Here is a 20,923-nt window from a genome sequence, read left to right as displayed (position 1 = left end):
GGACAACCTCTATTCTTGCGCAGCAAAAATACTGCGCTATTGATGCTACGCGTCGGCCGCCCCGAATTGCTCGGGGCGGCCGACGTGCTGTTAAGCGTTGACCAGGGCGGGCGCTGCTGCGTTCGCGATGACCAACGGTGTCTTTCGAGCGTAACGCTTCAGAACGATCACCAGGAGTGCCGCGATGACGGTACCGATCGCGATCGCCAGGGCGAAGAGAGCGAAACTGTCGATGGCGAAGAAGACGAACATCCCGCCGTGCGGGGCCTTGGAGGTGACACCCCAGGCCATCGAGAGAGCACCCGTCACTCCGGCGCCGACCATGGAGGCCGGGATCACGCGGAACACGTCTGCGGCAGCGAACGGGATGGCGCCTTCGGAGATGAACGACGCACCCAGCAGCCAGGCGGCCTTGCCGTTTTCGCGCTCCGCTACGGAGAACAGGCGGCGGTCGAGCACCGTGGCCAGAGCCATGGCGAGCGGCGGAACCATGCCGGCAGCCATGACCGCGGCCATGATCTCCCACGGCGCCTGGTTGGCGACGGTTGCCGTGCCGAGACCGGCGACAGCGAAGGCGTAGGCAACCTTGTTGACCGGACCGCCGAGGTCGAAGCCCATCATGAGGCCCAGGATCAGGCCCAGCAGGATGGCGGAGGCGCCGGTCATGCCGGACAGCCACTCGTTCAGGGCGGTGGTCAGCAGCGCGATCGGGCCACCGAGAACCAGGAACATCAGGCCCGAGGCGACGATCGACGCGACCAGCGGGATGATGACGACGGGCATCAGGCTGCGGAGCCAACGAGGAACGTCGAGCTTCGCGAAGCTGGCGGCCGCGAGACCGGCCAGCAGACCACCGGCGATGCCGCCGAGGAAGCCGGCACCCATGAACCCGGCGACGGCACCGGCGACGAAACCGGGGGCGATTCCGGGGCGGTCGGCGATCGCGTAGGCGATGTACCCGGCCAGTGCCGGGACCAGGAAGCCCATCGACAGGGCGCCGATCTTGAAGAAGACGGCTCCCAGGTAGGTGAGCATGCCCCCTTCCGGCAGGTTGAACAGGCTGTTCTGCAGGGTGACCGTGTCGGCGACCTCGGTGATCTCGTAGCCTCCGAGGAGGAATCCGAGGGCGATCAGCAGACCTCCACCGGCGACGAACGGGATCATGTAGCTGACACCGGTGAGCAGGGCGCGCTTGACCTTCTGGCCGAAGTGCTCGCTGGTCTCCGCGGCCTCGGCCGCACTGACGGTGCCGCCGACGCGGCGGGCGTTGGGGTTCTCGGCCGCGGCCAGCGCATCCTTGATGAGCTTGGCCGGCTCGTCGATGCCGCGCTTGACGGGCACCTGGATGACCGGCTTGCCGGCAAAACGCTCACGACCGCGAACGTCGACGTCGACGGCGAAGATGACGGCGTCGGCTGCGGCGATGACAGCCGGGTCGAGCATCGTGAGTCCGGCGGAACCCTGGGTCTCAACCTGGAGGTCGACGCCGGCAGCCTTGGCCGCGGCGACGAGGGACTCGGCCGCCATGTAGGTGTGGGCGATCCCGGTCGGGCACGCGGTGACGGCCACGATGCGCTTCACGTCGGCGGATGCCCCGCCGGGCGTGCTGCCGACGTTGGCGTGGGCGGCACCTCCGGCGGCAACGGGGGTCGGTGCGACGACGCTGGTGACCAGTTCGACGATCTCCGCCTGGGTCTTGGCGGCGCGCAGAGCGGCGGTGAAGGGGGCCTTCATCAGCGAGCGGGCCAGCTTGGCCAGGATTTTAAGGTGTTCCTGGTCCGCGCCCTCGGGAGCGGCGATCAGGAAGACGAGGTCCGCGGGACCGTCGGCGGCGCCGAAGTCGACCGGGGACGTCAGGCGGGCCAACGCCAGCGTCGGCTCCTTAACGGCTGCCGAGCGGCAATGCGGGATGGCCAGGCCGCCGGGGATGCCGGTGGCCGTCTTCGCTTCGCGGGCCAGGGCGTCTGCGTAGAGGCTCTCGATCTCGGTGGCGCGGCCGGCTCCGACGACGAGCTCGGCAAGATGCCGGATTACGCTCGAAGGTGCGGCTCCAAGGTTCTTATCCAGAGCAACAAGCTCCGGGGTGATCAGTGCACTCACTGGACATCCTCCTTTGGATGGGTGTTGAGCAACGTCAGGGTGACGTCACCCGGTCTGGTTTGGTGCAGTGCCGGAACAGTCGATCCGGGCAGGGAGGCGGCTGCGGCCCCGTGGGCTGCAGCCTGGCGAAGAGATTCGGGGGCGGTGTCGCCGGCGATCGTGCTGAGCAGGAAACCGGCGAGGGCCGAATCGCCGGCGCCGACGGTGCTGACAGCGACCATGGGTGGGGTCTGGGCGAGCCAGGCGCCGTCTTTCGTCACCAGCACGGCGCCCTTGGAGCCGAGGGTGGCCAGGACGGCTCCGACGCCGGTGGCGACGAGTCGCTGGGCGGCGCGGGCCACCAGCACGGGGTCACCCTCGAGGCTGTCCGAGTCAGGCAGACCCGTGAGTTCGGCCAGCTCCTCCGCATTGGGCTTGATCAGATCGGGCCCGGCCGTGACGGCGGCGGCGAGGGGGGCTCCGGATGAGTCGACCGCGACTTTCGGGGCGTGCGCGCCGAACCGGCTGCGCAGCTCGCGGGTGATCGCGGCGTAGAAGTCCACGGGCACGCCCGGCGGCAGCGATCCGGCCAGAACGAGCCAGTCGGCACCCTCGGCCTTGTGCAGGACGAGTTCGATGAGTTCGCTCTGCTGGGCGGCGCTCAGCACGGGGCCGGGCACGTTGACCTTGGTCGTGGTGCCGTCGTTCTCGGTCAGCGCGATGTTGCTGCGGATCGTGGCGCCGATGGCCATTCCGAGGTGGGGAACCCCCGCGGCGCGGAGGGCGACCAGCACCGGGTCCAGACCGTCACCGGGGAGGATGGCGAGGCTCGGCACATCCGACGCGACGAGGGCGCGCACGATGTTCACGCCTTTGCCGCCCGGCTCTTCGTGGGAGGAGCCGGCTCGCTGCACCTCGCCGCGGGCCAGAGGGGCGCGGAGCTCGATGGTGCGATCCAGGCTCGGATTCGGGGTAAGCGTGATGATCACGCGATCACAACCTCAACGTCGGCCGCGGCCAGGGCTGCGGAAAGTTCATTAGATGGGAGGGCGTCCGTGATCAGCACGTCGATGTCGCCCAGGGCCGCGAAGCGGATCAGGGTTTCCTTGTCGAGCTTGGAGGAGTCGGCGAGCGCGACGACGCGACGGGCCGAACGAACGATGGCTGTCTTCACGGCGGACTCAATCGCATCCGGGGTGCTGAAACCGAACTCGGCATGCACACCGTTGGCGCCGATGAAGGCGATGTCCGGGCGCAGTGCATCCAGTTGGGCGATGGTGCTGGGTCCGACGACGGCGCGGGTGAGGCCGCGCACCCGGCCGCCGAGGATGTAGATCTGGATTGCCGGGTTGGTGGCGAGCTTGGTGGCGATCGGCACCGCGTTGGTGATCACGAGCAGCTCGTCGGCGGGAGCAGCGGGGGCCCAGTCAACGAGGAGATCGGCGAGCAACTCGGTCGAGGTGCCGGCGTCCAGCAGGATTGATCCGGTCTGGCTCGCCGGGATCAGGGCGAGGGCCGCGGCCGCGATGCGCTGCTTCTCATCACTGTGCTGGGTCTGTCGCTCTTCGAGGCTGAGCTCCGCCATGCTCTGGCGGTCGAACGAGACGGCGCCACCGTGAACGCGGCGGAGCTGGCGCGAGCTCTCCAGGGTGTCGAGATCGCGGCGCACCGTTTCCGGGGTGATGTCGAAGCGGGTGGCGAGGTCACTGACCGTGACCCGGTTCGAACTGGCGACCAGATCGACGATCAGGGCCTGACGCTCTTCTGCGAACATTTTCGACCTCCTCGACGCTGAATTGAAGAATACGAAAATCGTACCTGTGTTTGTTTTTGTTTGTCAAGAAAAACACAGATAAACAAAGATGAGGTTCCGGACGTCCTTGGGGTGTCGGTCGTCGGCGCTAGCGTGAACAGAATGAAGATCCTGCACACGTCTGACTGGCACATCGGGCGCACCTTCCACACGCATCCGACCCTGGAACACCTGCGCCAGGTTCTGGACGCGCTGGTCGAGGTCGTGCGGGAACGACAGGTCACGGTGGTGGTCGTCGCCGGCGACGTCTTCGATTCGGCGATGCCGTCGGCGGAGAGCTACACCCTGCTCGCGGCCGCGCTGCGCGCGATCCGGGAGGCAGGGGCATCGGTCGTGATGACGAGCGGCAACCACGATTCGGCGACCCGGCTGGGCTTCCAGTCGGAATGGGCGGGATTGGCGGGCATTCACGTCCTGACCCGACCGGAGCAGTACCTCGAACCCGTCACGATCCTCGACGACGACGGTCCCGTGCACTTCTACGGCATCCCCTATCTCGAGCCTGCGCTGATCCGCCACCTCAGTTCCTTTCAGGTCGAGGGGCAGCAGCTGAAGACGCACGAGCAGGTGCTCACCTTCGTGATGCAGCAGATCCGCGACGACCTGGCGGTGCGCGGGGGGCGGTCGGTCGTGCTCAGCCACTGCTTCGCAGCGGGCGTGCCCGCCGCCGCCGCCACCGACGCCGTGCGGGACATCACCGCCGGCGGCCTCGACCTGGTGCCCGTGTCCGTTTTCGCCGGAGCGGATGCCCCGCTCGCCCCCGCGCAGGCGGGCGTGGCGCAGGTTGACCCGGACTATGTCGCACTGGGCCACATCCACGGCCGGGCCCGGCTCACCGACCGGGTGCGCTATTCCGGGGCTCCGCTGCACTATTCGTTCTCGGAGGCCGGCAAACCCCGGGGCTGCTGGCTGGTCGAACTCCGGGCCGCTCTCCCAGCGCAGATCGAGTGGGTCTCGCTGCCGGTCCCGCGCCGGCTCAGCGTGCTCACGGGCGAGATCGACCAGCTCCTCACCGACGACGCCCTCACGGAATTCGAGCCCGACTGGGTGTCCGCCATCCTGACCGACCAGGTGCGGCCGCTCGACGGCATGCGTCGCCTGCAGAAACGCTTTCCGCACTGCGTCACCCTCGAGCATCGGCCCGCGATCGTCGCCGACCCGGATGCCGCCAGTTACGGCGACCGCATCCATCGGCGCACCGACCACGAGATCGTCGCCGGATTCCTCGAATTCGTGCGCAACGGGGTCGGGCAGACCGAATTCGAGCGCGACCTGGTGGCGGAACTCCTCGCCGTCGATGCGATCAGAGAGGTCAGCCGGTGAAGATCAAACGCCTGCGGATCGCCGGTTTCGGCCCGTACAAGAACGAGCAGGTGATCGACTTCGAACGGTTCGACGCCGACGGCATCTTCCTGATCACCGGCAAGACCGGGGCCGGCAAGTCGAGCATCCTCGACGCCGTCTGCTTCGCCCTCTACGGCAGCGTGCCGCGCTACGAGGGAACGGAGTCCCCGCTGCGCAGCGACCACTGCGATCCCGACGACCTCACCTTCGTCGAGCTCGAATTCGGTCTGAACGAGAGCGATTACCGCATCTATCGCACGCCCCGGTATGAGAAGGCCAAGAAGCGTGGCGTGGGAACGACCATGTCGCCGCCCGACGCGCGTCTGGACATCCGTGACCTGCCGGGCGAGCCGGGCGCTCCAGGTGGCTGGCGCAGCGTCGCGGCCAAGCCGGTCGACGTCGGTAACGAGCTCAGCCGCATCCTGCCGCTCAAACAAGACCAATTCCTTCAGGTGATCCTGCTGGCGCAGAACCGGTTCCAGCGGTTCCTGCTGGCCAGGACCGATGATCGCCGTGGCGTGCTGCGCACCCTGTTCGGCACGGCCCGGTTCGAGCATCTCGACCTGGAACTGATCAATCGGCGCAAGGGCCTCGACGATGAGGTGCTGTCGGTGCGTCAGAGCCTGGCGGGACTGGCGACCACGGCCTCCCGCCAGCTGCAGCCGGCCGACGCGTCCGGGCCTCCCGTGGTTCCCGAGGTTCTCGATCGCGGCTGGTTCACCGACGCGCTTGTGCACCTGGACGATTCTCTGGCGCACGCGGTGGACGCCGCCGAGCGGTGCACCGCCGCGCTGGACGCGGCGACGGCGAAGCTGCAGTCCGACGAGGAACTGCGCGGCCGGCAGGAACGCCGGGCCGCGGCGCACACCGCCTGGACGGTCCTCGATGGCCGGGAGCCCGGCGTCACCGCCGATCGGGCGGCCGTGCAGGCCGCGAATCGGGCTGCCCGGGTGTGGCCCGCGCTGCAGGCCTGGCAGGAGGCCGACGCCGCGCTCGAGCCGGCCCTCGCCGCCGAGCAGCTGGCCCGCGAGGCCTGGCGCGCGTTCCAGGCCGACCCGGCTGCGACGGAGACGGCGGCGAATCTCACGGTCGTGTCCGAGGATCTCCTCGGCCGACTCGGGTCCCTGAACGATGTGGCGCTGGCCGAAAAACAGCTCCCGGGCATCGAGGGCGAGATCGCGCTGCTGCAGACCGACCTCGACCGGCAGGCGGCGGCCGTGCTCGAGACAGAGTCGCGTTTGGAGGAATTGCCGGAACGGCTCGACGCGGTGGATGTCGAGCTCGCGGAGGCGGCCCTCGGGGCGGCCCGTGAACCCGAGGCGCGGGCCCGGCTGGAGCGGCTGCAGGCGGCCCTCGCCGCGTCCGACGAGGTGCGGCGTCTTGACGCCGACCTGTCGGCGGCGCATCTCGCCGATGCGGTGGCGGCCGGCGAGAACACGGCCGCGGCGGTGCACTACCAGACCCTGGTGGACCGCAGACTGGCCGGCCACGCCGTCGAACTGGCCTCGAACCTCCTGCCGGGCCTTCCGTGTGAGGTGTGCGGCTCGACCGTGCATCCGGCCCCGGCCACCGGCGACGACGAACCGGTCACCGAGGCCGATATCGCGGCGGCCCGGTTGCGCTTGAAATCCGGGCAGGCCCGGCTCGAGCAGACCCATGCCGGCATCGGCACGGTCGCCACCCGGCTGGCCGAGGCCCGTGTGCGGGCCGGGGACCGCGACACCGAGCAGCTCGGTGCCGACCTGGCCGTCGCCGAGGAGACCCTGGCCGCGGCCGGCAGCGCCGGGCTGCGGGAGAAATCCCTTGGCCAGGACCGGAGTCGGTTACGGGCCGAACTCGACGCCGCCGTCCGCACCCTGTCGGGCCTGCGGTCCACGCGCGACGAGGTGGCCGCTCAGCTGGCTGAGCGGCGCAGCGCCCGGCTGGCCATCGATGACCGGGTGGAACTCCAGCGCGGCGACTTCGCCTCGGTCGGCTGCCGGGTCGACCGGCTGCACGCCGAACTGGCGGCGGCGCGCACCCTCGACGAGGCCCTCGGCCTCAGCCGCGAGCATCGCAGCGTGCTGCAGGCCGCCGATGCATCCGTGCAGTCCCAGCTTGTCCGGGAAGGCTTCGCCGACGAGGCGAATGCCGTCTCGGCCCACCGTGCCGAGGCTGACGTCCGCCAGCTCGACGAGCGCATCCGCAGCCACGACGATGAGGTGGCGGCGGCGCGATCCGTGCTCGCCGAGCCGTCGCTCGCCGGCCTGCCTGCCGACCTGCTCGACCTCGCACCGGCCCGGGACGCCGTGGCGGGGGCCGCGGCAGAGCGCGACGCCGCGCTGGCCGCCCGCGGCTCGCTCCGGGAGCGGGTCGCGGTCATGGCCGGGCTGGTCGCGGATGCCCGGGCGCACTTCGACGCCGGGGACGAACTCCTGTCCCGGCAGGCCCAGGTGCGGGAGCTGTCGGCCGCGGTGCACGGCGACGAACCCAACACCAAACGGATGCGCCTGGAAACCTACGTTCTCGCCGCGCAGTTGGAGCAGATCATCGCCGCGGCGAACAACCGGCTGCGCACGATGACCGGCAGCCGGTACACCCTCGAACACGACGACTCGGTGCAGTACCGGGGGAGTCAGTCCGGGTTGGGGCTGATGATCCGCGATGCCCACACCGGGCGCGCCCGGCCGACCCACTCGCTCTCGGGCGGCGAGACCTTCCTGGCCTCCCTGGCCCTGGCCCTCGGTCTGGCGGAGGTCGTGTCGAACCAGGCCGGCGGCATCGCCCTCGACACCCTGTTCGTCGACGAGGGCTTCGGGTCGCTCGACAGTGCCACCCTCGAAACCGCGATGAGCACCCTGGACGGCCTCCGCGCCGGCGGCCGCACCATCGGGCTGATCAGCCACGTCGACTCCATGAAGGAGCAGATCCCGGCCAAGCTGGTCATCACCGTCAGCCCCCAGGGTTACAGCGAGATCGGAGACGTCGTGGTGTCGGGTTAGCCCGATTGCCCTCACCGGCACCCGACTGCCCTGGCCCGACCCGCTCCGGGGGAGTCCCGGTTCTACCGGACCGTGGCCGCGTAGGCCGTCTGGCCCGGGCAGTCGACGAGAATCCGCCCCATGGCATCGTGCTCGGCCGGGGCAACCCACAGACCGTAAGCGGCCTTCACCGAGATCTGACGGGCCACGTACTCGCAGCGGAACGACTTCTGGGCAGGCAACCAGGTGGCGGCGTCCCCATCGCCCTTCTGCGAGTTGGAGCTGCCGTCGGAGGCCAGCAGATTCAGAGGGTCGTTGGCCAGGGCGATCCGTTCGGCCCGGTCCAGCTGCTGGGCGCCGGTCTGCCAGGCGTTCGACAGGGCCACCAGGTGGTCGATCTGTACGAGCATCGAGCTGGTCTCGCCGCGCTCGAACGCGACCGACTCGCCCGTGTACGGCGCCAGCAGCGTGCCGCTGAGCACCCGGCAGGTGTCATCGGTCACGAGGGCGGTCAAGTCGCGGGCCAGGATGTCGTTGCGCGTGTCACATCCGTTGTCGTCGACGTCCTGCCAGGCCGAACCGAACTCGCCGGTTCGGTCGTAGCCCGTCTTCGGGGCCTTGCCCTTGACCGGCAGGGTCGCGAGCAGGTCGGCGGCGTCGCCGGTGGCCGCGGGGGCACCCACGCCGGGAACGGAGGACGCACCCGGCTCGAGGCCCGGCGTGGTGCCGGGGGCGAGCCCGGGTGTGAGGCCTGGCACACCGGCCAGGATCGCCCAGACCAGGGCCAGAAGCGGCAGAACCACCACAAGCGCTGTGGCGGGGCGTCGGGAGCGCCGATTGCGGGCCGACGCCGACGCGCGCGGTGAGTGTGGCATGGTGGCGCTCCCAGGGGTCGGCTTACGACCCTACCGGGCAGCCATAATGGCCCATGACCAAAAACTGGACCCCGCTGGCCTTCGTATACCTGGCGCTTGCCCTGGCCGGTCTCGTGGGCACCTGGACCTTCAACGTGCTCGCTATCGTGCAACTGCGCGACTTCGTCGGGGACTGGGTGAACAGCGGCCCGGCGGTGTCATCGCTGACCGTGGACCTGTTGGTGGTGGCGGTGGCCGGCAGCATCCTGATCATCGTTGAGGCCAGACGCCTCGGGATGAAGCGCGGCTGGCTGTACGTGGTGCTCTCGGGCCTGACGGCCTTCGCCTTCACCTTCCCGCTGTTCCTCGCGATGCGCGAACGAGCCCTGCAGGCACGCAGACTGCAGGTTGCGCCCGCCGGCACGCAGCCCGGCTAATCGGTGTCGGTGGACGACGCCTTCGTCGATGACGGCTTGGCGGCCGGCTTCGTCTTCCGCGGCTGTTGCTTCGCCTTCGCCTTCGCCTTCGGTTCGGTGACCGTGCCGTCGAAGTGCTCCTCCGAGGCCTGGGCGTCCGCACGGGTCAGGTGCACGATCGCATCCTGGTGCTCCGGTGGCGCGTAGATCGTGGCGAGCCGCAGCACCTTGCCGCCGGAGTTCACCACGTTGTGCCGCGCCCCGGCCGGCACGATCACGGCCGAGTTCTTGCGGATCTTCGTTCGGGAGCCGTCGATCCAGATCTCTCCCTTGCCCTTCTCCACCCGGAAGAACTGGTCGCGATCCCGGTGCACCTCCTCCCCGATGTCCTCACCCGGCTCCAGCGCCATCACGACCAGCTGCAACCTCTCCGAGGTGTACAGCACCTGCCGAAAATTGGAGTTGCGGATGGCTGCGTCTTCGATGTCGTCGACAAAACCCTTCATGGAATCCTCCTTCGTTCCCGTGCACGGTAGTCGCGGCGGCAGCCCTGCTCAACCGCCGCGGTTTGGCCAAAAGGGTGAAGTATGCTTCACTGGTTCGCGGAGGGGAGTAATCCCCAGTTTGTGGTCGTCATTACGGTTTCGTCAGTGAAACCCGGCCGCAGGGACCCGATCCGGGTTGGACCAGACCTCCAGTCGAAACAATGACTGGAAGGCAATCCCCATGAACGTTCCTCTGTACGCCTGGCTGGCGGTGTTCGGCGTGATCGCCGTCATGTTGGCCGTCGACCTGTTCGCCCACCGTAAGGCCCATGTGATCGGGGTCCGCGAGGCCGCGGTCTGGTCCGTGATCTGGGTGGTGATCGGCATCGCCTTCGGCGCCGTGATCTGGGTCACGGCCGGGGCCGAGTTCGGACAGCAGTACTACGCCGGCTACCTGATCGAGAAGTCACTCGCGGTCGACAACGTCTTCGTCTGGGCGATCATCTTCGCGGCCTTCGCGGTGCCGCGCCAGTTCCAGCACCGGGTGCTGTTCCTCGGCGTGCTCGGCGCGCTCGTGCTGCGCGGAATCTTCATCGCCGCGGGCGCGGTGCTGATCGAGAACTTCTCCTGGATCCTCTACGTCTTCGCCGCGTTCCTGATCTTCACCGGCTACCGCATGATCCGCACCCGCAACGAACACGCGCACCCCGAGAAGTCGCCCGTGCTGCGCATCTTCCGCCGCTTCATCCCGATGACCGACGCGTTCCACGGCCAGCGCTTCCTCGTACGCAAGAACGGCATCCTGCTCGCCACCCCGCTGCTGGCGGTTCTCGTGCTGGTCGAGGTGACGGATGTCGTGTTCGCCGTGGACTCCATCCCGGCGATCTTCGCGGTCACCAGTGAACCGTTCATCGTGTTCACGGCCAACGCCTTCGCGATCCTCGGCCTCCGGGCGATGTACTTCCTGCTCGCCGACCTCATGCACCGGTTCGTCTACCTGAAGATCGGCCTCTCTCTGGTGCTGATCTGGGTGGGCGTCAAAATGCTGCTGCTCGACGTGTTCTACATTCCGACGAACGTCTCCCTCGGTGTGATCTCGCTGATCATCGCGGTCTCGGTCGTGCTCAGCCTGCGGGCCACCCGGGGACAGGGTCGGCGCGAGGTCGAGGCCGCCCCCGCCGGCGCATTCCGGGAGGCCACCGCCGAAGAGATGGCGGAGATGGAGCCGGTCTGGCGTCGATCGGCTCGCACCCGCGAGCGGGAGGCCCAGAAGTCCGGGCAGAAAAAGCAGGAGAACGAGACCCGCCGATGACCGAGCTGCCAACAATCGAACCTCAGACCCCGGCGACGGATGCCCCCGGCAAGCCGTGGACATTCCTCACCCACCACGCCCACCTGCTCCTCGCCATCGCGGACAACCCCGATGCGCGGGTGCAGGAGCTCGCGGACACGGTGGGGGTGTCGTCGCGGGCGGCACTCAGCATCACGGCCGACCTGGTCGAGGCCGGGTACATCCGCCGGGAGCGGGTGGGCCGGCGCAACCACTACAGCCTCGAGCGGAAGCGGCCGTTCCGGCATCCGTCGACCGCCTCGCACAGCGTGGACGAGATGATCGCCGTGTTCACCACGCTCTCGTCCGCGGTGCCGCAGCCGGATGACCGCGGGCGCGGATCAGGACGCCGGCTCGGCCTCCAGAGCCCGGGCCCGCAGGCGGCTGGCGGCGATCGCGGCCGCGGCCAGGCCGCCGATGAAGACCGCGATGCCGAGCACGTACAGCGCCACCGCGGTGAAACCGCCGGGTTGGGCAGGGTCGAGGAACGGGTAGGTGTAGAAGCCGGTCGTCATTCCACGCACCAGGGCGTAAACCACCCAGAGAACGGGGTAGATCAGGGCGAAGCCGAGACGCTTCCACGCCACGGCGGGTCGCCCCGGCGAGAGAACCCAGTCCAGGGCGATGAAGATCGGCGCCCACACGTGGAGTACCTCATTGGGCCAGCCGACGCCGATGAAGCCGTCGGAAACCACATTGCGCAGCAGCGCGTTGTACACGACCCCGGTGACGACTGCGTACGTGAGGACCGACATCCGCACCGTGGTGAGAAGTTCGGGATCGACACGACTGCGCAAGGCGAGGGAACCCCCGACGAGCAGGACGACCACGTTCATCAGGCTCGACTGGATCGTGAAATAACCGAAGTATTCGGTGGCCACGAAGGCGTCGTTCCAGATCTGGTCGGTGACCTGGGTGGCGATGCTCGCGAACAGCAGCAGGCCCATCCCGATCCGGAGCAGACCGGAGAGGCGTCGGAGGGCGGAGGGCGATGAGGAGTCGGAGGCCACCGTAGAAATCGCTGTTGAAGTCACTGGAAAAGAATAGTGCTGCCGGGCTGGGGAATCAGCAGGGCAGGCCGCTCCACCCTTCCGGCTCACGAATCCAAGTTACGCAATCACAAATCTGGTCCCTACTATTGGGGCCAGACCAAAAATCCTCACTGAGGATCTGACAGGAAGGTCACAGTTGCTGGAAGTAACTGCGCTCCGCTGGACGCTCACAATCGCACTCATTCTCGGTCTGCTCGCGCTGGACCTGGGCCTGGCCATGGCTCGGCCGCACGTCGTCAAATTTAGGGAGGCCGCACTCTCCTCGGTGCTGTACATCGCGGTCGCCATCCTGTTCGGCCTCGTTTTCGCGGCGCAGGTGGGCTGGGGCTTCGGCGCGGAGTACTTCGCCGGGTACATCGTCGAGAAGAGCCTGTCCATCGACAACCTCTTCGTCTTCGTGATCATCATGTCGACCTTCGCCGTGCCGGAAAAGTACCAGCAGAAGGTCCTCATTTTCGGGATCGTGCTCGCACTGATTCTGCGAGGGATCTTCATCGCGCTGGGCGCCGCCCTGCTCTCGCTGTTCTCCTTCATGTTCCTGATCTTCGGTCTGGTGCTGATCTTCACGGCCGTGCAGCTGTACCGGCACCGCGACGTCGACCCCGACGTGCAGGACAACGTGCTGGTTCGGGTGGCCCGTCGGGGCCTGACCGTGACCGACGACTATGTCGACGGTCGAATGTTCACCCGCAGCGCCGGCCGCCGCGCGGTGACGCCGCTGTTCATCGTTCTGATCGCGATCGGCAGCACCGACCTTCTGTTCGCACTCGACTCGATCCCGGCGATCTTCGGAATCACCGACGAGGCGTACATCGTCTTCACCGCCAACGCCTTCGCACTCCTCGGGCTCCGGGCGCTGTTCTTCCTCGTCAAGGGACTCCTCGACCGGCTGGTCTACCTGTCGACCGGCCTGTCCCTGATCCTGGCCTTCATCGGTGTGAAGCTCGTTCTGCACTGGGGACACGGTCTGGACGACCGCGTGCCCGAGATCAGCACGAACCTCAGCCTCATCGTCATCGGTGTGGTCCTGACCGTGACCACGGTCGCAAGCCTGATCAAGACGCGCAAGGATCCCACGGCGCGAGCTCACGCCGGCTCCCTCCGGGCAGCGGATCAGCCCGAGTCCGAGCCGGCGGATCAGTCCGACTCTGAGCGCACGAGCTGACATACAGGTGAGGGGCTGAGCCGCTGCACGGCGAGGTCGGCCCCCACACCTGGATGCGAACCTAGAAGGGGAACAGCAGCCGGTGCAGGAACTGCCGGGTGCGTTCCTCTTTCGGGTGGCGCAGCACCTGTTTCGGGTCGCCGTGCTCCACGATCCGGCCGCCGTCGACGAAAGCCACCTCGGTGGCCACCTCCCGGGCGAATTCGAGTTCGTGGGTCACGATCACCATGCTCCAGCCCTCCAGGGCCAGTTCCTTGATCAGGCGCAGCACGTCGCCGACGAGTTCCGGGTCGAGCGACGAGGTGGGCTCGTCGAAGAGCAGCAGCTGCGGGCGCAGGGCGAGCGCGCGCACGATGCCCACGCGCTGCTGCTGGCCGCCGGAGAGCTCGAACGGGTAGCTGTCCCTCTTGGAACTGAGTCCAACGCGGTCGAGCAGGGCGAGCGCCTCCGCCGTGACCTCGTCTTTCGGACGTCGCTGCACCACGACGGGCCCCTCCAGCACGTTCTCCAGCACGGTCTTGTGCGGGAACAGGTTGTAGTGCTGGAAGACCATGGCCGACCGGTCGCGCAGGGCCGCCAGCTGCTTCTTCGTCGGGGGAGTGCCGAAGTCGAGCGACACCTCGCCGGCGACGTCGATCGTGCCGCCGTCGGCCAGCTCCAGGCCGTTCAGGCAGCGCAGGATCGTGGTCTTGCCGGAGCCCGAGGGGCCGATCAGCGCGAGCACCTGGCCTCTACCCACGGTCAGTTCGATGGACTGCAGAACCTGGTTCGGGCCGAAGCTCTTCTTCAATCCGCGCACGCGGAGCAGGGCGTCGGATTGCGCCGCGGCATCCGGGGCCGTCGGGCCGGCCGGATCGGTCGGGTCAATCGGGTCAGTGGGCGACATAGCGGTCCAATCGCTTTTCGAGAACGCTCTGCACCGAGGACAGGGCCAGGCAGATCACCCAGTAGATCAGGGCGGCCTCGAGGTAGAGCAGCATGAACTCCGAGCTGAAGGCAGCCACCTGCTGCGCCTCGCGGAACAGCTCGGTGACCAGGATCACCGACGCCAGGGAGGTGTCCTTGACCAGGCTGATGAAGGTATTCGACAGCGGCGGCACCGACACCCGGGCGGCCTGCGGCAGGATGATGCGGGTCAGCGCCCGACGATGCGACATGCCGATCATGTACGCGGCCTCCCACTGGCCCTTGGGCACGGAGAGGATCGCCGCCCGAATCACCTCGGCGGCGTACCCGCCGACGTTGAGCGAGAACGCGATCACGGCGCTCGGCCACGGATCGATCACGATGCCCACCGAGGGCAGGCCGTAGAAGATCACGAACAACTGCACCAGCAGAGGCGTGCCGCGCACGATCGAGATGTAGACCCGGGCGATGCCCGACACCCACCCAAGCCGGGACAGACGCATCAGTGCCAGTCCCAGCGCGAGAGTCAGCCCGATCGCGAACGAGGCGAGGGCCAGCGGGATCGTGCCGAGGATCGCCCCCTGCACCATGGGGCCAAGCGAGGACCAGAAAAGGTCCCAGGCAGATTGGTTCATGGCTGGAACGGGTTACTTGGAGACGTCGGACCCGAAGTACTTCTCCGAGATCGACGTCAGGGTGCCGGCGGCGGCGAGCTTCTCGAGGGCGCCGTCGACGGCATCCGTGAGCGCCGTGCTGCCCTTGACGAACGCGAAGGATGTCGCGGACTTCTCATCGGTGTTCGCGGCGACCTTGAGGCCGGCGGCACCGGTCTGCTTCTGGTAGTCGAGGAAGGTCAGGTTGTCGTTCACGGTCGCGTCGACGCGGCCCTGTTCGACCAGGGCGACCGACTGGGCCCAGCCCTCGACGGCCTGAACGTTGGCTCCGCTCTCGGTGGCGAGGGTATTCCAGTTGCTGGTGAGCGACTGGGCCGTGGTCTTGCCGGAGAGGGACTTGAAGGAGGTGATCGACGTGTTGTCGCTCTTCACGACGATGACGCCGGTCGAGACGGTGTACGGGGTCGAGAAGTCGTACTTCGCGACGCGTTCCGGCGTGGCCGTGACCTGGTTGGCGATGACGTCGAAGCGCCCGGCCTCGAGGCCGGCGAAGATGCCGTCCCACTGGGTTTCCTCGAATTTGACCTTGACGCCGAGCTCGGCTGCGACGGCCTCGATGATCTCGACGTCGTAGCCGGTCAGCGCGCCGGAGCCACCCTCGTGGAAGGTGAACGGGCGGTACGTGCCCTCGGTGCCGACGGTGAGCACTCCCGCATCCGTCACGGAGGACAGCGAGGTGTCGGCGCCGGTGGTGGTCGTGTCATCGGTGTCGGCGGCGGAGCAGCCGGCCAGCGACACGGTGAGCGCTGTGAGAAGTACCGCCGACATGATCTTGAGCTTCATTGTTTCTGGCCTAACCGAGGTTGCAGGTGCGTATTCATCGCCGAAAAGCGACGTCCGAAGACTAACAAGGAGTGTGTGCCGGTCAGTATTCCCGTGACACCGTGCGTCACATCGGTCGGGCTGATGTCAACACCCTTGTTCGGGCTTCCGCCTCGCAATAGGCTGCGCGAGGCCTGCGGGCTCACTGTCGACACCGGAACCGCACTCGTCACCGCCCCCTCTTCTGCCCGTTCTCGATCCTCTCTCAGACCTACGCTCGGCCCCACTCGAAGGAGCCCGCATGAATCTCACCGCCGCCCAACATGACCGATCGGCCGGGGTTCTCCTCGGGCTGGCCTGCGGGGACGCCCTCGGGGCAGGCTACGAATTCGCCGGACCGCTGCCCGACACCGCTCCGGTCAGCATGCGCGGCGGCGGCGGATTCCACTGGGCCCCCGGGGAATGGACCGATTACACGGCCATGACGGTTCCGCTTGCGGTGGCGGCGGCGGCCGGCCGGGACCTTCGAGACGAGTCCGTGCTCAACGAGATCGTGGCCCAGTGGGTGAACTGGGCGAAATCGGCGCCGTATGCCGGGACCCAGCTGGGTGCCGTGCTGTCCGGCAGCGAGCCGACCGCGGCCGGCGCGCGCCGCGCGGCCAGGGAACAGCACGAACGCAACGGACGCAGCGCCGGCAACGGCTCCCTGCTCCGGACCGCGGCCGTCGCGCTGGCCTATCTCGACGACCCGGTCGCCCTGGCCGAGACCGCGCGCCGGGTCAGCGAGCTGACCCACTGCGAAACCGATGCGTCGGATGCCTGCGCACTGTTCGGGCTCGCCCTTCGGCAGGCTGTGCTCGAGGGGGAGTTGGACATCCGAGCGGGGCTGCCGACGCTGCCGAGTGAGCGACGTGAGATGTGGACGGCCCGGTTCGACGATGCCGAGCACAAACGGCCCGCAGACTTCCCGGGGAACGGTTGGGTCGTGCAGACTCTGCAGGCCGCCTGGTCGGCGATCACGCACGCCCGGGCCACGGATGCCGGCCAGGTGCGCCGTGCGATCGAAGCGGCGGCCCGGGGCGGCGGAGACACCGACGCCGTCGCGGCGACCGCAGGAGCGCTGACGGCCGCCCGCTGGGGGCTGGCCGCCGTGCCGACGGCCTGGCGCCACCTCGTGCAGGGCTGGCCGGGGCTCCGCGGCGTGGATCTCGTGCGATTGTCGATGCAGGCGGCCCACCGCGGCGAAGCCGGCGAGGTCGGGGGAGCCGTGGCCGACGAGGTCGACCGGCGGCGCACGGTCAAACTGCGCGCAGTGCGCTGACGCTTCGACCGCTCAGGACTTCAGCGCCAGCGCGAACGGCAGCACCGCGACGACTCCCTGCCGGCGAAGCAGACGGCCCGCGACCGTGAGGGTCCAACGGCTGTCGGCCAGGTCGTCGACCAGCAGGATCGGCCGCCCCTGCACCTCATCGAGGGCCGCGGCCAACTCGGGCCCCACCGAGAAGCGGTCCCAGACGTTGGAGAGCCGGTAGGCGCTGTTGCCCCCCGCCGTGCCGGTGGGCCCGCCGTTCACGAGGTCGAGCGAGCCGAGCCAGGGCAGGCGCCCCGCGTCGGCGAACGCCCGGGCCACCGATTCGACCAGCACCGGATGCCGGCGCGAGGGCACGCTGACCACTGCGGCCGGGCGTTCGTCCCAGCCCCACTCCGCCAGCACGCGGATGCAGGCCTGGATCAGGGCGGGGCTCGCCGGGGCATCCGTGCCCGGCGCACCGGAGGCCTGCGCATCTGCGGTCTGTGTGGCGAACAGGTCGCGCAACGGGCCGCCCCAACCGAGGTCGGTGAGGCGGGCGAGGGCGCGGCCGGGCAGCATCCGTTCACCGGCCGGGATGTTGCCGCGCACGTTCACGCCCAGGCTCGCCACCCCGGTGGGCCACTGGGCGCGCGGCTCGATGGCCACCCCGACCCGGTCGAGTGACGCGGCCGCGGCAGTCGCCATCTCGGGTGCCACGTCGCCGGGGAACCAGGCTGTGGTGCAGTTGTCGCAGCGTCCGCAGGGCACCGCGGTGTCGTCGTCGAGCGCGCGCTGCAGGAATTCCATCCGGCAACCGGTGGTGCGCTCGTAGTCGAGCATGGCCTGCTGCTCATTCACCCGGGCGGCGGCGATGCGCTCGTAGCGTTCCCGGTCGTAGAACCAGGGCTGCCCGGTGGCCACCCAGCCGCCGGTGACGCGGCGCACAGCCCCGTCCACATCGAGCACCTTGAGCAGCAGCTCCAGCGGGCTGCGCTTGAGGTCGACGCGGGCCTCGAGCGCGGGAGTGGAGAGCGGGGTACCTCCGTGCTCGGTGAGAGCCCCGATCACGGCCTCCGCCTTGTGCTGGCTGGGCATCGAGGACGTGGCGAAGTACTGCCAGATGTCTTCGTCCTCGACTCCGGGCAGTAGCAGCACGTCGGCGTTCTCGGTGGCGCGGCCGGCACGGCCGACCTGCTGGTAATAGGCAACGGGGGAAGAGGGGGCACCCAGGTGCAGCACGAAGCCGAGGTCGGGCTTGTCGAACCCCATGCCCAGGGCGCTGGTGGCGACGAGGGCCTTGACCTCGTTGCGCTTGAGCATGCCCTCGGATTCCTCCCGCTCAGCGGTGTCGGTCTGCCCGGTGTAGGCGCGCACCGGGTGGCCCGCGTCCCGCAGCAGCCGGGCGGTGTCTTCCGCCGCCGAGACGGTGAGGGTGTAGATGATGCCGCTGCCCGGCAGCTCGTCGATGTGGCTGAGCAGCCAGGCCAGCCGGGTGCGCGAGTCGGGCAGGCGCAGCACGCCCAGCCGCAGGGAGGCCCGGGCGAGCGGCCCGCGGATGGTGACCACCTCGGTGGTCGAGCCCCCGGTGGTCGAGCCTGTCGAGCCCGAGCCCCCGGTGGTCGAGCCTGTCGAGACCGGCGAGCCCCCGGTGGTCGAGCCTGTCGAGACCAGCTGCGCCGCGACATCCGTCACCACCCGGCTGTTCGCCGTGGCCGTGGTCGCCAGCACCGGCACGCCGGCGGGCATCTGGGCGATCAGGTCGCGCAGGCGCCGGTAGTCGGGCCGGAAATCGTGGCCCCAGTCGGAGATGCAATGGGCCTCGTCCACCACGAGCAGACCCACCCGGGCCAGCAGCGCCGGGAGCTGCTCGTCGCGGAACTTCGGGTTGTTGAGCCGCTCCGGGGAGACCAGGAGCACGTCGACCTCGTCGTCCTGCAGCTGCTGCTGCACCTCGGCCCACTCGTGCGGGTTGGAGGAGTTGATCGACACGGCGCGCACCCCGGCGCGGGCGGCCGCGGCCACCTGGTCGCGCATCAGGGCGAGCAGCGGCGACACCAGGATGGTCGGGCCGGCACCCTGACGGCGCAGCAGCAGCGTGGCGACGAAGTAGACCGCCGACTTGCCCCAGCCGGTGCGCTGCACGACCAGGGCCCGGCGGCGCTGGTCGACCAGGGTCTCGATCGCCTCGAACTGCCCCTCGTGGAAGTCGGCGTCGTCACGCCCGACCAGGTTTCGCAGGATCTCGAGGGCCATGGTGCGGGTGTCGGTCATCCGTCCAGCTTCGCAGGTGCGGGTGACAGTGCGCCGAGCGGGGTGCGCACGATGCGCCGACGGTGCGCCGACGGTGCGCCGGACCACGCTCGCGGCGCAGGTTTTGGAAGCAGGCGCACGTTAGACCATGCGCCTGCTTCCACAGGGTGCGCCGCGAGGCCGGGGGATGCGGCTAGAGCGCGTCGAGGCGAGCGGCGACGTCGGCCGGGAACCCGCCCGTGCCGATCGGGCTCCACCGTGTCGGGGTGATCCGGATCAGGGACTTGTCCTGCAACGCCATCGCCGCCCGGTACTCGGCCCAGTCGGAGTGCTCGCCGGCGATGCAGCGGAAGTACTCGACCAGCCCGTCCGCAGCGTCGGGCATGTGCAGCACCTCGGCGTCGCCGTCGACCTGGATCCAACCGCCGTCCCAGTCGTCCGAGAGCACCAGCACGGAGGCGTGCACATTGCGCTCGGCGTTGCGCGTCTTCGCCCGGGACGGGTAGGAGGAGATCACGATGCGGCCGGCAGGGTCGACCCCGCCGGACACCGGCGAGATCTGCGGGCGGCCGTCGGAGCGGGTGGTGGCCAGCAGCATCCGGTGCCTCGGGCGAACGAAGTCGAGCATCTCGGCGAGGTCGACGACGGTGGTGGTTGCAATGTCTCTGGCCATGGTTCAAAGCTACGGCAATACGGATGCCCGGCCGCCGTGTCGCACCACCTCGCTATGCTCCAACGGTGAAGGTCACCCAGGAACTCGAAACCCGCATGCACCCCGACTCCGTCGCCGGGTTCCGCCTGGTGCTCGCGGAGGCGCGGGTGGCCGACACCATCCTGCTGCCGGTGCGGGCGATGGAACGCATGGTGACACCGGTGCAGTGGATGCTGCGTCGCGTCGGCGCGCACGGCATCCGTTTGACCCAGGCCGGCTATCTGCCGCCGGCGGTGGTTGTGGAAGCCAGGGCCCAACTCGACTGGGGTCGGCCCGGCACGGCCAACCGGGAGAGCAACTTCCTGCCGCTGCTCGAGCTGCGCGCGCACCTGCGCACCGTCGGCCTGCTGCGCGTGAGCCACGGCATGCTGCTGCAAACCAGTCGCGGCCGGGCGCTCGCCGAGGCGCCGCGGGAGCTGTGGTGGCACCTGGCCCGGACCGTGGACCAGAGCCGCGACCCGGCCGAGACCGACGCCATCAGACTCCTGCTCCTGCTCATCGCGCGGCGGGGATTCGACGAGAGCGACCTGTTCAAGCAGCTGCTGGCCCTGAGCCTGGAGACCGTCGGCTGGGTGCGGCGAGACGGCGACCCGCTCTCGGCCGAGGCGGCGTTCGACCTGGTGCTGCCGAAATGGCGTCTGCTGCGCGGGCTGGGCGTGTTCGACCTCGGCGCGAGCAGCTACAGGCGGTGGATCGTCACGCCGGGCGGGGCTGCGTTCGCCCGGGCCGCCCTGCAATCCGAGGCGTGAGCGCGTTCGCGGCTGGAGCCGGTACCGCTCACGTCACCGTTTCGAGGACCACCACGGCCGTCTCCCCGGGGCGACGGCGGG

The 20,923-nt window shown here is 68.9% G+C and carries 18 protein-coding genes and 1 pseudogene; 8 read left to right on the top strand and 11 right to left on the bottom strand.

The window, feature by feature from the left end:
* Window positions 1-90 precede the first annotated feature (90 nt).
* The 3 genes from AC0J5J_RS06285 to AC0J5J_RS06275 are packed head-to-tail and all read right to left on the bottom strand — an operon-like array spanning window position 91 to window position 3,853.
* On the bottom strand, window positions 91-2,100 hold the full coding sequence (locus AC0J5J_RS06285; protein ID WP_134425820.1) for a PTS fructose transporter subunit IIABC: 2,010 nt from the start codon (window positions 2,098-2,100) through the stop codon (window positions 91-93).
* Window positions 2,097-3,068, bottom strand: coding sequence for a 1-phosphofructokinase family hexose kinase (locus tag AC0J5J_RS06280; RefSeq protein WP_474899994.1), 972 nt, complete (start codon window positions 3,066-3,068; stop codon window positions 2,097-2,099). The genes AC0J5J_RS06285 and AC0J5J_RS06280 overlap by 4 nt, the downstream gene beginning before the upstream one ends.
* Window positions 3,065-3,853, bottom strand: coding sequence for a DeoR/GlpR family DNA-binding transcription regulator (locus AC0J5J_RS06275; protein WP_474899993.1), 789 nt, complete (start codon window positions 3,851-3,853; stop codon window positions 3,065-3,067). Before AC0J5J_RS06275 ends, AC0J5J_RS06280 begins: the two co-directional genes overlap by 4 nt.
* A gap of 141 nt (window positions 3,854-3,994) precedes the next feature.
* Between AC0J5J_RS06275 and AC0J5J_RS06270 the strand changes: the two genes are divergently transcribed.
* Both AC0J5J_RS06270 and AC0J5J_RS06265 read left to right on the top strand, forming a co-directional pair.
* Entirely contained in the window at window positions 3,995-5,215 is a 1,221-nt protein-coding gene (locus AC0J5J_RS06270; protein ID WP_474899992.1) for an exonuclease SbcCD subunit D, read from the top strand.
* The gene (locus AC0J5J_RS06265; RefSeq protein ID WP_474899991.1) at window positions 5,212-8,217 is read left to right on the top strand and encodes an AAA family ATPase; all 3,006 of its coding nucleotides are present in this window, start codon (window positions 5,212-5,214) and stop codon (window positions 8,215-8,217) included. The genes AC0J5J_RS06270 and AC0J5J_RS06265 overlap by 4 nt, the downstream gene beginning before the upstream one ends.
* 62 nt (window positions 8,218-8,279) lie before the next feature.
* On the opposite strand, the gene AC0J5J_RS06260 is transcribed toward AC0J5J_RS06265, so the two are convergent.
* The gene (locus AC0J5J_RS06260) at window positions 8,280-9,071 is read right to left on the bottom strand and encodes an HNH endonuclease family protein (RefSeq protein ID WP_474899990.1); all 792 of its coding nucleotides are present in this window, start codon (window positions 9,069-9,071) and stop codon (window positions 8,280-8,282) included.
* 53 nt (window positions 9,072-9,124) lie between these two features.
* Between AC0J5J_RS06260 and AC0J5J_RS06255 the strand changes: the two genes are divergently transcribed.
* Window positions 9,125-9,487, top strand: coding sequence for a DUF2834 domain-containing protein (locus AC0J5J_RS06255; protein WP_134425814.1), 363 nt, complete (start codon window positions 9,125-9,127; stop codon window positions 9,485-9,487).
* Here AC0J5J_RS06255 and AC0J5J_RS06250 read toward each other — a convergent pair.
* On the bottom strand, window positions 9,484-9,972 hold the full coding sequence (locus tag AC0J5J_RS06250) for a cupin domain-containing protein (protein WP_474899989.1): 489 nt from the start codon (window positions 9,970-9,972) through the stop codon (window positions 9,484-9,486). The two genes, AC0J5J_RS06255 and AC0J5J_RS06250, sit on opposite strands and share 4 nt — an antisense overlap.
* Before the next feature lie 220 nt (window positions 9,973-10,192).
* On the opposite strand from AC0J5J_RS06250, the gene AC0J5J_RS06245 reads away from it, so the two are divergent.
* Window positions 10,193-11,263, top strand: a complete 1,071-nt coding sequence (locus AC0J5J_RS06245) for a TerC family protein (RefSeq protein WP_474899988.1) — start codon at window positions 10,193-10,195, stop codon at window positions 11,261-11,263.
* Window positions 11,260-11,421, top strand: a pseudogene (locus AC0J5J_RS06240) (helix-turn-helix transcriptional regulator); the annotation flags it as partial. The gene AC0J5J_RS06245 and the pseudogene AC0J5J_RS06240, both read left to right, overlap by 4 nt.
* 201 nt (window positions 11,422-11,622) lie before the next feature.
* Here AC0J5J_RS06240 and AC0J5J_RS06235 read toward each other — a convergent pair.
* Window positions 11,623-12,315: a Pr6Pr family membrane protein gene (locus AC0J5J_RS06235; RefSeq protein ID WP_474899987.1), complete on the bottom strand. Its 693-nt coding sequence runs from the start codon at window positions 12,313-12,315 to the stop codon at window positions 11,623-11,625.
* A 154-nt stretch (window positions 12,316-12,469) separates the two neighbouring features.
* On the opposite strand from AC0J5J_RS06235, the gene AC0J5J_RS06230 reads away from it, so the two are divergent.
* Window positions 12,470-13,498, top strand: a complete 1,029-nt coding sequence (locus AC0J5J_RS06230; RefSeq protein ID WP_134425810.1) for a TerC/Alx family metal homeostasis membrane protein — start codon at window positions 12,470-12,472, stop codon at window positions 13,496-13,498.
* Window positions 13,499-13,559: 61 nt separating this feature from the next.
* On the opposite strand, the gene AC0J5J_RS06225 is transcribed toward AC0J5J_RS06230, so the two are convergent.
* The 3 genes from AC0J5J_RS06225 to AC0J5J_RS06215 are packed head-to-tail and all read right to left on the bottom strand — an operon-like array spanning window position 13,560 to window position 15,861.
* Window positions 13,560-14,384 (bottom strand): amino acid ABC transporter ATP-binding protein, encoded by an 825-nt coding sequence (locus tag AC0J5J_RS06225; protein WP_134425809.1) that lies wholly within the window; start codon window positions 14,382-14,384, stop codon window positions 13,560-13,562.
* Window positions 14,371-15,039, bottom strand: coding sequence for an amino acid ABC transporter permease (locus AC0J5J_RS06220; protein WP_134425808.1), 669 nt, complete (start codon window positions 15,037-15,039; stop codon window positions 14,371-14,373). The genes AC0J5J_RS06225 and AC0J5J_RS06220 overlap by 14 nt, the downstream gene beginning before the upstream one ends.
* A gap of 12 nt (window positions 15,040-15,051) precedes the next feature.
* On the bottom strand, window positions 15,052-15,861 hold the full coding sequence (locus tag AC0J5J_RS06215) for an amino acid ABC transporter substrate-binding protein (protein ID WP_134425807.1): 810 nt from the start codon (window positions 15,859-15,861) through the stop codon (window positions 15,052-15,054).
* Window positions 15,862-16,141: 280 nt separating this feature from the next.
* On the opposite strand from AC0J5J_RS06215, the gene AC0J5J_RS06210 reads away from it, so the two are divergent.
* Window positions 16,142-17,161, top strand: a complete 1,020-nt coding sequence (locus AC0J5J_RS06210) for an ADP-ribosylglycohydrolase family protein (RefSeq protein WP_474899986.1) — start codon at window positions 16,142-16,144, stop codon at window positions 17,159-17,161.
* A gap of 12 nt (window positions 17,162-17,173) precedes the next feature.
* Here AC0J5J_RS06210 and AC0J5J_RS06205 read toward each other — a convergent pair whose 3' ends face one another.
* Together AC0J5J_RS06205 and AC0J5J_RS06200 are read right to left on the bottom strand one after the other, a co-directional pair.
* Entirely contained in the window at window positions 17,174-19,402 is a 2,229-nt protein-coding gene (locus AC0J5J_RS06205; RefSeq protein WP_474899985.1) for a DEAD/DEAH box helicase, read from the bottom strand.
* Between the two features lie 172 nt (window positions 19,403-19,574).
* Window positions 19,575-20,054 (bottom strand): PPOX class F420-dependent oxidoreductase, encoded by a 480-nt coding sequence (locus AC0J5J_RS06200; protein ID WP_134425804.1) that lies wholly within the window; start codon window positions 20,052-20,054, stop codon window positions 19,575-19,577.
* Between the two features lie 65 nt (window positions 20,055-20,119).
* On the opposite strand from AC0J5J_RS06200, the gene AC0J5J_RS06195 reads away from it, so the two are divergent.
* Window positions 20,120-20,842: a hypothetical protein gene (locus AC0J5J_RS06195; protein WP_134425803.1), complete on the top strand. Its 723-nt coding sequence runs from the start codon at window positions 20,120-20,122 to the stop codon at window positions 20,840-20,842.
* Window positions 20,843-20,923: the final 81 nt, after the last annotated feature.

It is taken from the genome of Cryobacterium sp. TS_SC_7 (assembly GCF_056156285.1).
The sequence above is the reverse complement of the archived record's forward strand: the minus strand, read 5'-3'. Positions and strand labels throughout refer to the sequence as shown.